Origin of the sequence: Streptosporangium sp. 'caverna', from assembly GCF_003203775.1 — a bacterium.
Taxonomy (GTDB): Bacteria; Actinomycetota; Actinomycetes; order Streptosporangiales; family Streptosporangiaceae; genus Streptosporangium; species Streptosporangium subroseum.
Genome location: NZ_CP029711.1, coordinates 10,161,126 through 10,177,221 on the forward strand (window position 1 = coordinate 10,161,126; position 16,096 = coordinate 10,177,221).

Sequence of the window (16,096 nt, forward strand, 5' to 3'; positions counted from 1 at the left end):
CCCGATTCCACGGCGGCCAAGGGAAATGGCGATGTCGGGACACCGGGATGACAGAGGCCCGCTGACCTGCAGGGACGGGAGCGCCGTGGGATAGCTTCGGGACCAAGGCCGTTCGCCGGCCTGCCGCAGCCAGGATGGGGAAGGTGACGGGTGGCACGGCCCCCCGTCCCAGCGGCATCCCACGGCTCCCCCGTCTCAGCAGGTCATCCCGCCTTTCGCCATCCCGCCGTCCCACCATCGTGTTTTCTCTTGGCCGCCAAGGAGGCGAAGATCTACGTTGTCCTCGTCCAGCGGCATTCCGGCGGAAAGAAATGTTGGAAAACAGCGGAAGAATCGCCGGCAAGGCATGCCGAAACATCTTTCCTTCTCATAAGGAGTCCGATGAGATTTCCGCGTATCGCTCAAAGGGCGGTCGATCGGCCCACCTCGGCCAGAGGATCGGCGGACCACTCGCATCCGGCCAAGGGCATCGCGCGTTTCTCGGCACCGATGCCCGTCATTCCCTCGGACGCGAAATCCTCCCGAAAGCTGCGGACGGCGCTGAAAGGCTTCGCGATGGCCGCCGTCCTCGCGACCGCGACCGTCGGCCCTGTGGCGAGTCCCGCGTCGGCCGCTGCCGCCGCGGGCTGCCAGACCAGGGCCGCGACCCTTTGGGGCTACGGAGGCCCCTTGAACTTCAAGTGTTCCGGAGCGAACAAGACCAGCGCCATTGCCTACGCGTTCTCAGCGGGCCCCTGGTCCGGCGCCGTTTACACCATCGAAGACGATCCCTACTTCTTCTGCGACGGAGCCTCTTTCAACATCCGCGACCGTACTGTGTACGAGGTCTATCTCAACGCGACCAAGCCCGCCCGCTGCAAATAACGGCGGACTCGTCCGCCGAGCATAATCGGTCACCCCGGCCATGCCGGGGCCGGTGCGGCCGGGGTGACCGTACATGCCATCGCCGTGTCCACTGTGACGGTCGAATCCCCGGCCCAACTGTACGACCGGTGCACCCGGCGGACCGCGCTGCTCGGATTCTCCGACCGGGACAAAACTCCGGAAGACCGGAACGAGATGGAGGATCAGAACAAGATCCGGTTCGGCGCGGAGGCATCGGGGGGGCCGATCCTGTACTGGGCGACCAGCGGCGGACGCTACACGGTCCTGGATCTCTCCCGCGTCACCGATCCCCTGCGCCACCTGAGATACCCAGCGACAGGGTTACAGCCTCATGGGTTCGGGAGCGAACCGGGTAGCCGTGCCGAGGACCGTCATGGTGACCACACGTCCATGGACCACCATGACGGTCCTCGGCTCCCTGCTCAGCCGAGGTTGAGCAGGGCCTTGATCGGGCCCAGGGCGAAGTAGACGACGAACAGGGCGGCGACCACCCACATGAGCGTGTGGACCTCGCGGGCCTTGCCCTTGACGAGCTTGATCAGCACGAAGGTGATGAAGCCCGCGCCGATGCCGGTGGCGATCGAGTAGCTGAACGGCATGAGCACGATCGTGAGGAAGGCCGGGATCGCGATCTCGTAGTCGGTGAAGTCGATGTCGCGGATCGCGGTCATCATCAGGAAGCCGACGACGACGAGCGCGGGGGCGGCGGCCTCGTAGGGGACGACGGCGACCAGCGGCGAGACGAAGATGGCCAGCAGGAACAGCACGCCGGTGACGACGCTGGCCAGACCGGTGCGCGCGCCCTCGCCGACGCCCGCCGCCGACTCGATGTAGGTCGTGTTGGAGGAGACCGAGCCGGCCCCGCCGACCGCCGCGCCGATGGAGTCGACCAGGAGGATCTCACGGGCCCTGGGCAGGGTGCCGTCCTCCTTGATCAGCTCGGCCTGACGTCCGACGCCCACGATCGTGCCCATCGTGTCGAAGAAGTCGGTGAGCAGGAGGGTGAAAACGAGCAGCACGACCAGGATGACCGAGATGGAGCTGAAGGCGCCGAACGGGTCGAACTCCCTGAACAGGACCAGGGGGTTCTCGAACCCGAAAATATTCGCGGGCGCCTTGGGATCGACGAGTTGCCAGCCCGCCGGGTTCGGCTCCTTGCCGGGCACCGTCGCGGGACCGACCTTGGCAATGGCCTCCACGACGATCGCGAGAACGGTGGTGGTGACGATGCCGATCAGGATGGCGCCCTTCACCTGCCGCGCCACCAGTAGGACCATCAGCAGCAGACCGACCACGAACACGAAGATCGGCCAGCTGGTCAGGTTTCCGCGGATTCCGAGTTCCAGCGGCGGACCGGCCGCCACGCGGCGGACGAAACCGGCGTCCACGAAGCCGATCAGGGCGATGAACAGGCCGATGCCGACGCTGATCGCGGTCTTGAGCTGGGGCGGGATGGCGTTGAACACCGCCGTGCGGAACCCGGTCAGCACCAGAAGGGCGATGATCACGCCTTCCAGGAACACCAGTCCCATGGCCGACTCCCACGACATCTGCGAGGCGATGCCGTAGGTGACGAAGGCGTTCAGGCCGAGACCCGCGGCCATCGCGAACGGGACCCTGCCGATGACCCCCATCAGGATGCTCAGCACGCCCGCCACGAAGGCCGTACCGGCGGCGACCAGCGGCACGTTGCCCTGGACAAGGCTGTCACCGATGAACTGGCCGTCCACGTCCTTGGCGGTGGCGATGATCAAGGGGTTGAGCACGACGATGTAGGCCATCGTGAAGAACGTGACGAGCCCGCCGCGGACCTCCCGGCCTACCGACGAGCCACGATCAGAGATGTGAAAAAAACGGTCAAGTCCGCTTATTGAGGGGGTTTTAGCGTCACTCACGCACGCAGAGTGACAGCGAGCACCCCCTGCCAGGAAGGCCCGGGTCACGATGGTGATGCTTTCGAGATCGATTCGCGCCTTCACAGACTCCGCTTTGCGGGTAGTGAGACGGCGTCGCCTAGGCTGAATCTGTGAACCAGCCTCGCCGTCCGGATCTGCAGCCGTTGAAGACCAACGACACGATCGCGATCCTCTCGGGCACCGTCCTGTGGGCGATCGCCCTGATCGTGCTTCTGATCATGCAGCCGGACGCCGAGCACCGCTGGTGGATCTGGACCTGCGTGGCGGGCATATGCGGCGGGCTGTTCGGCCTCTGGTTCGTACGGCGCCGCGACCGCCGGGGCCCGCCCTCCACGGACGAGCCGATCGAACCCACGACGGCGATCTTATGATCGTCTCTTCCCGCGACCGGTTCCCTCGGACCGCGTTCGAGGCTTGTACTCCCCCTCAGACGATCACGCCGCTCCAGCGCATGCGCTGACCGCGGCACATACGCGGGAGCAGGGCTGCGGTGCATGCGAGGAGAGACGTATGCGCCAAACCAGGGCCGCGTGCGGCGCATACGCGGAAAGGCGCATGCGCCGGAGCAGGGCCACGACGCATGCACGAGGATCGGCCGGGCTAGTTGGTCGACGCGGTCCAGCTGTCCAGGTCCGCCTCGGCGAGCAGCAGTGGCACCGCCTCGGGATCGCGCAGCAGCGCCGCGACCGCGAGCCGGTCTCCCCACTGGCCCGACGCCCAGGCGAGCCCGCGGGCCAGACCCTCCACCCCCGTGGCGTGCACCATGCCCTCGAAGAACCGCCAGGCGGCGGGGACGCCGTCCACGAGCAGCCTCTCGTGCTCCGTGTAGGTCGCGGGCGCGGTCGGCAGCAGTGACCGTACGGCGGGCGGGACCTCACGGACCTCGCCCGAGGAGGTCACCTCACCGGCCGCCTCCTCACCTGCCAGGGGCAGGTCCAGCAGCTCCGAGAGGGCCTCGGCCAGGTCGAAGGGGGCCAGGATCAACGGCCGGCCCGCGACCAGCGGGAGCAGGTCCGGCGCCTCGACCACGACCGGCTCACCCGGCTCGTCCCTGCCCTCTCCCTCGACGGACAGCGAGCGCCCGTCCTCCGCGTCGGCGACGACGATCTCGCCACCGAGGATGGCGCGGACCGCGCGCGGGGGCGCGACCCGGGCGGGGTCGACGGCGGCGAGAGCCACCCACAGTGCGCGGAGCTGGGCCCTGTCCACCTCCACGGAGGGGTCGCCCAGCAGGTCGATCAGCTCGTCGGGGCCGCCGTGCGAGGCGAGCAGGTCGGTCAGCGTGGTCCGTACGCCGATCATCGCCAGCGCGGCCTCGTCGATCCCGGCCGGGGCGTCGCCGTACAGGCCGAACAGCAGCGGGTCGGCGGTCGGGAGCCGCAGCTCGGTGGGACGCCTGTCGCCGAGCACCGGGTGGGTGGAGAGCCACCACGCGGTGTAGGAGGGCACCTCCACGACCTCACCCGCCACGAGGATCCGCAGCGGATGCAGGACCGAGCGGAGCGGCGGGCGCGACAGGAGGGCGAGGGCCGCGGGCCAGTTCGCGACGTACTCGAGGTCCCGGATCGCGGAGAACTCCCTGGCGACCGGCGGGACGTCCATCTCGGGCATCAGGTCGAGAACGGCCTCCAGCCACTCGTCCTCGCGATCCAGGTCATGATCGCAGTCATCCGGGTCGATCATGACGTCGGTGTCGTTCACCACGGCGAAGCCGTCGAGCACTCCGGCCGCGGCCAGCACCCGCGAGCCGTACCGTTCCACCAGCTCGGGCGCCGCCGTGCCGAAGTGCGTCTCCGGGTCCAGCAGCCCGGCCAGCGCTCCCTCGGCGAGGAGCAGCTCGCCCGCCGGGTACAGCTCGCCGTCCGCGCCGCGCAGCGCCAGGTCGGCCAGCCAGGGCTCCTCGCCCGCGGTCAGTCCCGCGGCGTCCACCAGCGCGAGCACCGCCTGGGCCACCGGTCCGGGGTCGTCGCTGTTCATGGACTCCGAGACGGCGGAGCGGGTCAGCGCATCCTCCAGGACCGTCCGGGGAGTCGCCTCGCCCGCGCCGAGCCGGAGCAGGAGCGGGTGGGCGGCGTCCGGGTGGACCACGCGCAGCCCGAGCGGGGCGAGCACGGCCGGGTCCAGCGCCGAGCCGTCGATCAGCAGCAGTGTGCCACGCGGCCCCCGGACCAGGCGGCCGTCGGCGAGCGGAACCGGCAGCGCTCCGAGGGACTCGGGGTCGTCGGCGGGCAGCACCTCGTACAGCGACCGCCACCAGGCCGGATCCCTGCCGGAGACGGCGTCGCCGGAGAGCATGTCCACCACGTCGGTGAGCTGCACCCGCTTGACGCCGAGCGCGTTGATCGCGGGGTGCCTGGACGGCCACCCGGCGGGCAGCAGGCCGGGGACCATGGGGGCGATCCTCTCCAGCAGCTCACCCGAGGCCACGACCACGGAGGTTCGCCGTCCGGGCACGACCAGCCCCTCGCCGTCGGCGGGCACGGCCAGTCCCTCAACGTCGGCAGGCGGGGAGAGCACGGGGAGCAGCGGCGCGTCGGGGAGCCTGCGCAGGATCGCCCGGCGGATCTGCGCGTCGAGCTCGCCCTTGCCCATCAGTCCGGGGACGAGGTCGAGCAGCTTGGGTGTGCGAGGCAGCCCCACGAGCAGTTCGAGATAGGTGTCGGCGGCGCGCTCGACCAGGAAGTCCGTCAGCGGGCCCTTGGCCACGTGCCGGCGGTCGGTGGCCATCGGGAACGAGGCGATCAGCAACGCGGGCAGGTCCAGCGGCTCGTCGCTCGGCGTGGGCGCGTGCACCACCGGCGGCACCTGCGCGGGCAGGGGCCGAGGCTCCCCGCCGAGCGGACCGGCCTGCGAACCGGCCGAGGCGTCGCTCGCGGATCCGGCGACGGGTACGGCCCAGCGGACCATCCAGTACGGCCGGGACCTCTCCTCGGTCGGGCGGTCGGCGAACAGCTCGGCCGCCTGCTCCGGGGTGAACTGCCCGGAGGCCGCGACCACCTGCCAGCCGTCCGGCGTGACGGTCCGCACCTCGCCGTCCACGTCGATCTCGATCGACTCCAGGGCGGGCAGGCCGAGCAGCAGCGCGGGACTGGTCTCCCGCAGCATCCGCCGGACGGCGTCCTCGGCCGCGCCGTCACGCAGCGGCAGCCGTACGAGCGTGTCGAACCCCGCGGGGATCTCGACCGGACCGGAGGGGAACGGCAGGCGCAGCAGCGGCACGTGCCCTCCGCGCTCGGCGAGCTCCTTGGCCAGCGCGGGCTCGGCGGCCACCAGCGCGGCGGTCCGGTCACGGGACCAGCGGACGACCCCGGAGCCGAGCGAGCCGATCACCGGCTCATCGCAGACCGACACCACGGCCGCGAAACCGACGCCGAACCGGCCGACCGCGCCGACATCGTCCCGCTTGGCGGAGACACGCAGCGTGGACAGGCCCTCGATCCCGGCCGAGTCCAGCGGGGCGCCGGTGTTGGCGGCCGACAGCACCCCCTCGCGCAGCGACAGGCGGAGCCGTCCGGGCACCCCGGCGCGGAGAGCGGCGTCGGCGGCGTTCTGGGCGAGCTCGACGATCAGCCGATCGCGGTAACCGCCGAGCGCGAAGTCCTCCTCGGCGTTGGCGTCCTCACGGAAGCGCGCGGGCGAGGCCGTCCAGGCGGCGAGTACGGCGGAGCGCAGTCGTTCGGTGTCGAAGATGTCAGTCACAGCGATGAGTCCCATAGGTCGGGGGCCCCGCAGGTCACCTCGCACGGCAGACCGCCGGGCCAGAGGCGACCCGGCGGCCTGCGGAAACAGCGTCGGATCAGAAATTATCCGGTGAGCTGCGGAAACAGGGTCGGATCAGGAGTGCCCCAGCGGCTCGGAGCCGTTGACGTCCACGGAACCGGCCAGGCCTGCCTCCGAGGGGTCCTCGGTGGTGTCATAGGTCAGATCGTCGAGGATCGGCGAGGTCGGCTCGACCTGGTGTGGCAGCACGGCGGCCTCGGAATGCGCGCCGCAGCCGTGGTCGGCGGCGACCACCCGGCCGTCGTCGGGCGCGTACTCGTTCGCGCAGACGCCGAAGCCGGTGCGCAGCGCACCGGCCAGCGGCCAGTAGAAGCCGCAGGTGGAGCACTGGGCGGGAGCGGCGTGTGCGAGCGGGGTGTGCGGGCCGGACTCACCGGAGTGCCAGCGCCGCACGGCGCGGTCACGTCCGATCGGGGAGAGCACCCGCGCCCGGCCGAGACCGTACTCGAAGATCATTTGGTGGTCGACGTCGTCGTCGACCTCGGTAAACCCGGGCGCGAGCCGATCGTCGTCGTCGGAGGTGGGCAGCAGATCGCCCACACCGAGATCACCGGGACGCAGCCGCTCACTCCACGGCACCCACTGGGGCGGCAGCAGCGCACCCGAGCCGGGCAGGAGCACGACCTCGCTGACCGTCACATTGCGCGCCCGGGAGGCCCTGGCGACGGTGACGGCCCAGCGCCACCCCTGATAGGCGCGGTCCAGGCTGGCGAAGTAGTGGGTGACGATACGGTCACCCTCGCCCTCGACGCCGAGATGCTCGCCCACCTCGTCGGGCCTGACATTCTCTTCAATCGCGAAACGGGCCAAGTCGACGGCGGCGACGCATGCCTGGTCCGGGACCACGGCGCGGGATCGAGTGCGGTTCACGAATCGTCTCCCGTCAGCCTGGCAGCCCGGCGGCTGCTGTCCCTACTGGCTCGCTCGCTGCGCTCACTCACAGTTCATTCTCACCTATGCCTGGAGCGAACGGCACCGCCGGATGCCGATCAAGCGAGTAGTTACCTATCGCACCCGCCAACTCACCCGTCATTCGGGTATGACTTGATACGTGGCAGCTGGGTGGGAACGGGCGCGAAAGACGATAGGTGAGGCCTCCCGCCGGGCAGGTCGCTCGGCCGCCGGAGCGGGGCGGGCGACCGTGAACGCGGGCAGGAGCACGGGCCGGGCCACCCTGCGCGCGGGGCGTGGCGCGGCGAGCGGGACGCAGCGGGTCGGCAAGGCCGCGAGGAGGATGACCCACGCCCAGGGCGCGGGCCGTACGGGCCTGGGCCAGCTGATCGAGCTGACCGCCGCGCACAGCGCGGGCGACGCGCTGGTCACCGCGGCCCTGGCCGGGACGCTGTTCAAACTCCCGGTGAACGAGGCCCGGGGCCAGGTCGCGATCTATCTGCTGATCACGATGATCCCCTTCGTGGTGGTCGCGCCGTTCGTCGGGCCGGTTCTCGACCGGTTCCGCTCCGGCCGGCGCTTCGTGATGGCGGGGACCCTGTTCGGCCGAGGACTGCTCTGCTTCGCCATGGCGGCGGCGATCGTCCCCGGCGACGTGTTCACCATCTTCCCCGCGGCGCTGGCCGTGCTGGTGCTGTCCAAGGCCTACAACGTCTCCCGCGCGGCGATCATGCCGAGCGTGCTGCCCGCCGACATCGCGCTGGTCACCGCCAACGCGAGGGTGGCCCTGTTCGCACTGGTCGCGGCCGGTGTCGCGATCCCGATCGGCGCGGGCGCCAGCACCTGGCTCGGCGCCGAGTGGGTGCTGCGCGGGGCGACGGTGCTCTTCCTGCTCCAGGGTGTGCTGGCCATACGGCTTCCACGTCACGTCGACTCCCCCGATCTGGAGGAGCTGGACGACGAGGGCGAGAAGCGGCCACCCCGCTGGCGCACGCTGCTGAACGTGGGCCCGGTGGTCGCCGCGGCGATGAGGGCCAACGTGGCCATCCGTCTCCACTCCGGTTTCCTGCTCTTCTACCTGCTCTTCCTCGTCCAGGACAAGAACCTCCCCGGACTCGCCCCCCCGGTCACGATCGGCGTGCTGGCCGTGGCCGCCGGAGCGGGCGGTCTGGCCGGAGCGGCCGTGGCCTCCTGGGTGCGCAACCACTCCCCCCAGGTCATCGTGCTGGCCACGCTCGCGCTGACCACCGTGATCACGGTGGTGGCGGCGATCATGTTCAACCTCTGGACCGCGGTGGCCGTCGCACTGGTGGCCGCGTTCGCCCAGGGGCTGGGCAAGCTCGCGCTGGACGCGATCGTGCAGCGCGAGATCGGCGAGGAGGTGCGCTCGTCCACGTTCGGGGTGGTGGAGGCGTTCCTGCAGATCGCGTGGGTGCTCGGTGGCCTGGTCGGGCTGTTGCTGTCGCTGTTCGCCGGCGGGCGGACCGGGCTCGCGGTGATGGCCACGGTGCTGGCGGGCTCACTCGGCTGGCTGCTGGCCCGGCGGCGCAGGCGGAGCGACGCGAGGGACGCCAAGGTGAAGGCCGCCAGGGCCGGTCGCACCCCCGACGCCCCCGACGCCCCCGACGTCCCGTCCTCCGCCGGCGGGGAGTGGCACTCGGAGGAGTGGATCAGGCCCGAGCCCGCCGGCACGACCACCGCGATCGTGCGGCGGGACGATCCCCCCGCGGAGAAGCGGACCAGGCCGCTGACCAACCCCCACGGCTGAGCCCGGGGAAAGGGCCGCCCCGAAGCCGAGCCTTGGAGAAGGGCCGCACGGAAGTGTGCCCGCCGGAACCCGGGAGTTCTACGGGCCCGCGGCGACCCCCTCCGAAAAGCGGAAACGGGCCCGTGTGAACCTCCCTGAAGAGGCGGAAACGGGCCCGTGGAAAACCCTCCTGGGAAACCCCAGAAAACCCCGAAGGTTTTACAGGAAATTACGCGGAGCCACCGGGAAGGGGTTACTCGTCCATGTCGTCGGCCACGGCCCGGAGCACGGCCGCGATCTGCTTGGCATGCACGGGTTCGGGGTGTTTGTTCTTCTGATACGACGTGGAGACCGCGTCCAGGAGCTTGATCAGGTCTTCCACGATGACGACCATCTCGTCGGGCTTCTTGCGCTTGCCCTTCGGCTTCGCGGCCTTGGCGAGCGTGGGGGGCTGCTCGATGACCCGGACCGAGAGCGCCTGCTGGCCGCGACGCCCCTCGGCCACACCGAACTCGACCTTCTGGCCTGGCTTGAGGGAGTCCACACCATTGGGCAGCGCGGAAGAATGCACGAAGACCTCACCGCCGTCGTCGCGGGTGAGGAAGCCGAAACCCTTGTCGGCGTCGTACCACTTGACTTTGCCACTCGGCACAGGGGTGACCTCGTTCAGACTGTCGTGAAAAGGAATGGATGTAGGTTATGCCCAGCGGACGCAGAGGGCGACCGTCTAATCAGCCTCTAATTACACGAGTGAGGCTGGAGTTCGCCAACCATCGAACCATTCGGTGAACTCGGTCAGATCGCCCAGCACGACATCCGCTCCGTGATCACGCAGCTCTCCCACCGGATAGAGACCCGTCGCCACCGCCACGCTGACGACGCCCCCCGCCCGCGCCGCCTCGATGTCGGCGACGTGATCTCCCACATAGGCCGCGGCGCCGAAACTCGCGAGTGCCGGACCCTTTGCCGCCCCGAAGACCGAGCCGGCGACCTCGTCCACGTCCAGGCCGAGGAATTCGACCGTACTGGCCGCATCACGGGCGTTCTTCCCCGTCACCACGACGATCCTGCCGCCACCGCGCCGTACGGCCTCCACCGCCTCACGCGCGCCGGGCATGAGGCTGGTGACCGGGACGGCGATCGAGGGATACAGCGATCTGAAGACGGTGGCTGCCCCGGGGATCTCCTCGGGAGGCAGCCAGTTGGCCAGCTCCCACTCCAGCGGCGGTCCCAGTCTGGCCACCACGGCGGCGCTGTCGATGAACACACCCATGTGCCGCGACAACTCGTCGTAGACGGCGGCGATGCCGACACGCGTGTCCGCAAGCGTCATATCAAGGTCGAACCCCACCGAGTTCATCAGATCACTCACCGCTCCTTATCAACTTCGGAGGACATTCTCTGAGAAGTCCTCAAAGAATGCTAAATCTCCCAGGTCGGAGCCGATCTCGCCGCACGTAACGCCACCTGCCACGTAACCCTTTCGAGAAAGGATTCACTTACCGGAAGGGGGGATGCCGTGTCGAGCGGCGAGAGGACCATCTCATGATCGGCACGACGCGTTCGTAAGGCCGCCCGATGAATCTCCTGAGGCCTGCCGGTGAATCCTTCGCAACGTGCCCGTGGACCGTTGGACCGTTCATGGTGTGCCATGGACCCGCTGGGCTGCAGGGCCGTTCCCAGCATGCCCGGTGAAGCGCTGGACGCTCCCATCGTGCCTCGTAAAACGCTTGAACGCGCCAGGCCCGGCGTGCTGCGGCCTGGGGAGTTCGGCACTGGATATGGTCATGGTGGAGGTATCGGCAGAGAAATGACCAGATCGACGCGCGAGCGGATCATCGACGAAGCCCTGCGCCTGTTCGCCGAACGGGGTTATTCGGCGACCTCCGTGGCCGAGATCGAGGCCGCGTCCGGGCTGTCGCCGGGCGCGGGCGGGCTCTACCGGCACTTCAAGTCCAAGTACGAGGTGCTGGCGGCGGCGATGAACGAACACGCCGCCCGGACCCGGAGGCAGATCGTCGAGACCCTGGCCGAGATGAGCACCGTCGACATGTCGATGGACGTCGAAGCGCGCCTGGCCCATCTGTGCAAGGCCGGGCTGGCCAAGGCCCGCGAGGAGAGCGAGCTGACACGCGTCTTCTTCCGTGACCTGAGCCAGTTCCCCGAGTTGGTGGCGATCGTGCGCGAGGGACTGCTGCAGCCCATGTTCGACGCGATCACCACGTGGTTCCTGGCCCAGCCCGAGTATGCCGAGGCCGACGTGGACTGGCCCGCGATCGGTGCCGTGCTCGGCGGCGCGGTGGTCCACTACCAGCTGTTCCAGGAGACGGTGGGCGAGCCCCCCGGGCGCGCGGAGCGCGACCGTTTTGTCGCCTCCTGGGTGCGCCTCGCGCTCGGCCTGCTGCCCCGGCCCGCCGTCCAGGCGATCGGCTGAGTCACCTGCCGCGGGGTCGCCCCTCTGCTTCCGCGGGCCCGAAGGCCCTTGGAGTGACGCCGGCCGCAGCGGCCGATCCCCCCTCGGCGATGTCGCGCGCCAGGTCCCTCGCGGGCCTCCACACCCCGCTTCCGTCCCCGCCTTCGGGGTTGTCCGCCGGCGTGGATTCCCGAGCCCACCGAGGAGGCACGGCGGGGTGGGTCCGCTGTCTCATACGCGACGCAGGCATCTGATGACGCCTGCAAAATGTGATGCCCAAGCCTGGTCGACGCGGGACTTCGAAGCGCATCTCCGCACCTCAAGCCCCCTCCCTCAGGAAGGGGTCGTCGACCTGTTGCGCCTGCCGACCGGGGGGACCGGGTTGAACAGGCGGTAGGCCAGCCAGAAGACACCCGCCGCGCTTCCCAGCATGAACATGAGCCCGCTGATCTCGAAGAACTGGTCCACCACCAGGCTGAGGTCGTTCCTGGATCGGATGAGCGCGACCAGGCAGCCGCCGATGGTGTAGCTCAGGATCGGTGCTGCGGCCCCGCGCACCTTGTCGGCGCCCTCCCAGGCCTCGCAGACCGTCACGACCAGCACGGCGACCGCCCAGACCAGCACGGGAATCCGGAAGATCGCAATTGGGGCGAAGGGGAAGGGGACGAGCAGCCCGGCCAGGCCGAGAAGGGCCATCCCGATCACCTCGCGCCGGTGGCCGAGCAGGACCGACCTGACGTCGCTCTCCCCGGCGACGACGTCCTCTCGCGACCGGGGTGCACGGCTCGGACGACGGAGCAGGCCGGGCCGTTTTCTGGCCTGTCTCCTGGCCAGAAGTTCTTCGGCCTCCCGTCTGGCCTTGGCCACTCCGGGCGGTATCACGGCCCGGGGCCTCTCGTCCCCCGCCGCACCTCCCTCTCCAGGTCCCGGGCCTGATCCCGGCCCCGGTTTCGCTCCCCGCCCCGGTGTCGGCTCTGATCCCGAGGCTGGTCCCGGCTCTGGTCCCGGGCCTGATCCCGACCCCGTTTCCGCTCTCGACGGCGATTCCCGCTCCGATTCCGGTGCCGGCACCGGTGCGGCCTCCGGCTGTGCCCCGGTGCCTCGCGCGGGCGGGATCTCCTCGGTCGGCGGGTCATCCGCCTCGACACGCTCGGCAGCGGGGTCGTCCGGTTCGCCTCCCCCGGGTGCGACCGACGAGGATCGTGGCCGGGCCGTCGGCTCGGGAACGCCCGAGGGAGCATCTCCGGGGGCGTCCGCGGAAGCGGCCTCGTGCGCGGCCGGGGATTCCGAGCCGGTCCCGGAGTCGCGAGGCGGGGGGACAGAGCCACCCGGCACGTCCCCGTAAGGATGCGAGCGCCTGGGGGCACCAGGTTCCCGGGAATCCGCCCACTCGAAACCGGCTTCTCCTGACCGGTCCGACGTCGAGGCCCCGAAAATCGTCATATCCGATCGCCCGGAACCCGGCGACTCGAGATCGTCCTCCCCGGGCGGAATCGGCTCTGAGAACGCGGAACCGGCCACCGAACCGGTCATCGCGGAATCCGCCGTCGCAGATTCCGGCGCCGCGTGATCCCCGGTGACCGAACGGCCGGAGAGCGGCTCGGACGAATCGTGAAGGCCCGACGCCGGGGCCGGGACGATGACACCGGTGGGGCGCTCGGCCTCCTCCAGCGTCTCCGCCAGGCCCCCCAGGGTCGTCTCACTGTTCAGGCGGTGCACCTCGCGCCGCACCAGCACCACGGGATCGCCGAACTGGGCCAGAACCTTCTCGACGGCCGCCGGGCTGTCCATCCCCATCCGCTCGGCGTCGATCCGCTTACGCAGCCTTCCGACGAAATCGATCCGCTGCCTCGGGGGCAGCACGCCGTGGGCGGCATCAGCCGCCCTGCTGACGTACTCCAGGACAAGCTGGTCGACACGCTCGATCACGCTGCCATCCTCTCTCGCCGATGCCCTTGCCCGTGGCCTATTTCCCCCATTCACGGCCGCTCACATGATCACAAACTTTACCCGTGCCACGCTTTGTCGGTAAGGCCTCTTACCATTGACGAAATGAGCACGGAGTTCACCGAGTGGCTGCGCAGCCGGAGCGACGAACAGTTGCGGGCTCTCGCCGCCGTGCGCCCCGAGCTCGTCACCCCCGTCCCCGCGCACCTCGAAGGCCTGGCAGGGCGGGCGAGCAGCCCGTCCGCGGTCGGCCGGGTGCTCGACCGGCTCGACCGGTTCACGCTCTCGGTCGTGGAGACGCTGACCGTGCTCCCCTCACCGATCTCCTACGGATCACTGCGGTCCCAGATGGCCCGGGCGCTGCCGGGAGCGGCCGATCCGGTCTTCCGGAGCACGCTCAAGGAGACGGTCGAGCGGCTGCGGACCCTGGCCCTGGTCTACGGGCCGGACAACGCCCTGGCCCCGGCACCCGGGGTGCGGGAGGTCCTTGACGGGCCCGCGGGCCTCGGCCCCCCGGCCGTGGAGGTGTTCCGGCACTACCACGCGGAGCGGCTGGCCGAGCTGATCGAGGACATCGCGGGCGAGGGCGGCGACGCCAAGAGCGACACCAGGGGCGACACCAAAGAGGTCCTCGCCGAGCTGCTGGGCGACCAGAAAATCGTCGGCCGGCTGATCGAGGACGTCTCACCGCAGGCACGGTCCGCGCTCAACGAGCTGGCCTGGGGCCCGGCCAGCGGCCGGGTGCCCAACGCGCGCCGCGAGGTGCGGGCCGCCACCGCCCAGTCGCCGATCGAGCAGCTTCTCTCCCGCGCGCTGCTGGGCGCCACCGGCGAGGAGACCGTCGTGCTGCCCCGCGAGGTCGGCCTGTTCCTTCGCGACGGCCGGATTCACCAGGACCTCTCCCCCGTCCCCCCCGCGATGGACGGCGCCAGGCGCGACCGGAAACTCGCCGACCGCACGGCCGCCGGGCAGGCGTTCACGTTCACCCGCGCGGTGGAGGAGCTGTGCGAGCGCTGGAGCGCCGACCCGCCCGGCGTGCTCCGCAGCGGCGGCCTGGCCGTGCGCGACCTCAAGAGGATCGCGGCCCTGCTCGACCTGCCCGAGTGGGTGGCGGGGCTGATCATCGAGGTGGCGCACGCGGCCGGGCTGGTGGCGGCGAGCGGCGCGGTGGACGGCGACTGGCTGCCCACCCCCGTTTACGACGCCTGGCGGATGAAGGGCACCGAAGACCGCTGGGTGATGCTGGCCATGACCTGGCTCACCATGGACCGCGTGCCGGGAGTGATCGGCGAGCGCGACGAGCGCGACCGGCTGCTCAATGCCCTCCACCCCGACCTGCGCCGCTCCGCCGCCGCCGAGGTCCGGGCCACCACCCTCGGCATGCTCGCCGCCGCGGGGCCCGGCGTGGCTCCCACCCTCGACTCGGTGCGCGAGCGTCTGGCCTGGGAGCAGCCTCGCCGTCGCGGCGGCCACCGCGACCAGCTGGTGGAGTTCACGTTGCGCGAGGCCGAGCAGATCGGGGTCACCGGCCTCGGCATGCTCGTAGGGCACGGCCGCGCCCTGCTTCCCGGGCTCCCCGGGCTTCCGGGTGGGAGCCGCGCCGGATCCCCCGGCGAGCTGCTCGCCCCGCTGCTGCCCGAGCCACTCGACCACGTGTTCCTTCAGGCCGATCTGACCGCCGTCGCGCCGGGGCCGCTCACCAGCGAGCTGAGGCGGTGGCTGGCGCTGTCCGCCGAGGTGGAGTCCACCGGCGGCGCGACGGTCTACCGGTTCGACGAGCGGTCGATCCGCCGGGCGCTGGACGCCGGGCAGGGCGCCGACGAGATGCTGGCCCTGCTGGAGCGCCACTCGACCACGCCCGTCCCGCAGCCGCTCAGCTACCTGGTCACCGACGTGGCCCGCCGCCACGGCCGCATGCGCATCGGTACGGCGAGCGCCTACGTCCGGTGCGACGACTCCTCGCTGCTGGACGAGGTGATGGCCGACAAGCGCTCGATGCCGCTGCGGCTGCGACGGCTCGCCCCCACCGTGATCGCCTCCAAGTCCTCCAGGCCGGCCCTGATCGACTCGTTACGCGCGATGGGCTACGCGCCGGCCGCGGAGTCCCTGGACGGCGACGTGATCATCACCCAGATCGACGTCCGCAGGACCGAGGGCCCGCCCCTCGTCCGCTCCTCGGCCACGTTCAACGGCCTGGAGGCCGACGTGGTGGCGGCCGCCATCCGTGCCGTGCGCGCCGGCGACGCAGCCCACCAGGCCCGTCGCGTTCCCCTGGACGCTCCCGACGGCCAGGTCCCGCGCTCCCCCACGACCGCCACGATCTCCGCCCTGCGCGACGCCATCCGGCAGGGCTCCCAGGTCTGGATCGGCTACCTCGACTCCCAGGGCAACGCCACCAGCCGGATCCTCGAACCCGCCCGGATGGAGGGCGGCTATCTCACCGCCTACGACGAGACGCGGGCGGCGGTGCACCGCTTCGCCCTGCACCGCATCACCGGCATCGCCGACATCGTCTGA

11 protein-coding genes are annotated in these 16,096 nt (G+C 70.5%); 5 read left to right on the plus strand and 6 right to left on the minus strand.

All coding sequences use genetic code 11. The features are described from left to right. Window positions 1-249: 249 nt before the first annotated feature. Window positions 250-864 carry a hypothetical protein gene (locus DKM19_RS43895; RefSeq protein ID WP_162642213.1) on the plus strand — a complete coding sequence of 205 codons (615 nt, stop codon included), beginning with the start codon at window positions 250-252 and terminating at the stop codon, window positions 862-864. Window positions 865-1,307: 443 nt separating this feature from the next. Here DKM19_RS43895 and DKM19_RS43905 read toward each other — a convergent pair whose 3' ends face one another. Next, a complete protein-coding gene (locus DKM19_RS43905; protein ID WP_110706410.1) occupies window positions 1,308-2,780 on the minus strand; it encodes an NCS2 family permease in 1,473 nt (490 codons plus the stop codon). Between the two features lie 131 nt (window positions 2,781-2,911). Between DKM19_RS43905 and DKM19_RS43910 the strand changes: the two genes are divergently transcribed. Then, window positions 2,912-3,172: a DUF2530 domain-containing protein gene (locus tag DKM19_RS43910; RefSeq protein ID WP_110704518.1), complete on the plus strand. Its 261-nt coding sequence runs from the start codon at window positions 2,912-2,914 to the stop codon at window positions 3,170-3,172. Between the two features lie 229 nt (window positions 3,173-3,401). Here the strand turns inward: DKM19_RS43910 and DKM19_RS43915 are convergent, their stop codons facing one another. Both DKM19_RS43915 and DKM19_RS43920 read right to left on the minus strand, forming a co-directional pair. Continuing rightward, on the minus strand, window positions 3,402-6,500 hold the full coding sequence (locus tag DKM19_RS43915; RefSeq protein ID WP_110706411.1) for a sacsin N-terminal ATP-binding-like domain-containing protein: 3,099 nt from the start codon (window positions 6,498-6,500) through the stop codon (window positions 3,402-3,404). Between the two features lie 135 nt (window positions 6,501-6,635). After that, the gene (locus DKM19_RS43920) at window positions 6,636-7,451 is read right to left on the minus strand and encodes a DUF3027 domain-containing protein (protein ID WP_110704520.1); all 816 of its coding nucleotides are present in this window, start codon (window positions 7,449-7,451) and stop codon (window positions 6,636-6,638) included. Window positions 7,452-7,722: 271 nt separating this feature from the next. Here DKM19_RS43920 and DKM19_RS43925 point away from each other — a divergent pair, with 271 nt between their 5' ends. Then, window positions 7,723-9,240, plus strand: coding sequence for an MFS transporter (locus tag DKM19_RS43925; protein ID WP_110704522.1), 1,518 nt, complete (start codon window positions 7,723-7,725; stop codon window positions 9,238-9,240). 232 nt (window positions 9,241-9,472) lie between these two features. On the opposite strand, the gene DKM19_RS43930 is transcribed toward DKM19_RS43925, so the two are convergent. Both DKM19_RS43930 and DKM19_RS43935 read right to left on the minus strand, forming a co-directional pair. Further along, entirely contained in the window at window positions 9,473-9,871 is a 399-nt protein-coding gene (locus DKM19_RS43930) for a cold-shock protein (RefSeq protein WP_110704524.1), read from the minus strand. 90 nt (window positions 9,872-9,961) lie between these two features. Beyond that, the gene (locus DKM19_RS43935) at window positions 9,962-10,591 is read right to left on the minus strand and encodes an HAD family hydrolase (RefSeq protein ID WP_239513919.1); all 630 of its coding nucleotides are present in this window, start codon (window positions 10,589-10,591) and stop codon (window positions 9,962-9,964) included. A gap of 438 nt (window positions 10,592-11,029) precedes the next feature. Here DKM19_RS43935 and DKM19_RS43940 point away from each other — a divergent pair, with 438 nt between their 5' ends. After that, the gene (locus DKM19_RS43940) at window positions 11,030-11,653 is read left to right on the plus strand and encodes a TetR/AcrR family transcriptional regulator (RefSeq protein ID WP_110704526.1); all 624 of its coding nucleotides are present in this window, start codon (window positions 11,030-11,032) and stop codon (window positions 11,651-11,653) included. A gap of 312 nt (window positions 11,654-11,965) precedes the next feature. Here the strand turns inward: DKM19_RS43940 and DKM19_RS50295 are convergent, their stop codons facing one another. Next, entirely contained in the window at window positions 11,966-12,514 is a 549-nt protein-coding gene (locus DKM19_RS50295; protein WP_162642215.1) for a hypothetical protein, read from the minus strand. 1,170 nt (window positions 12,515-13,684) lie between these two features. Between DKM19_RS50295 and DKM19_RS43950 the strand changes: the two genes are divergently transcribed. Next, window positions 13,685-16,096 (plus strand): helicase C-terminal domain-containing protein, encoded by a 2,412-nt coding sequence (locus DKM19_RS43950; RefSeq protein ID WP_110704530.1) that lies wholly within the window; start codon window positions 13,685-13,687, stop codon window positions 16,094-16,096.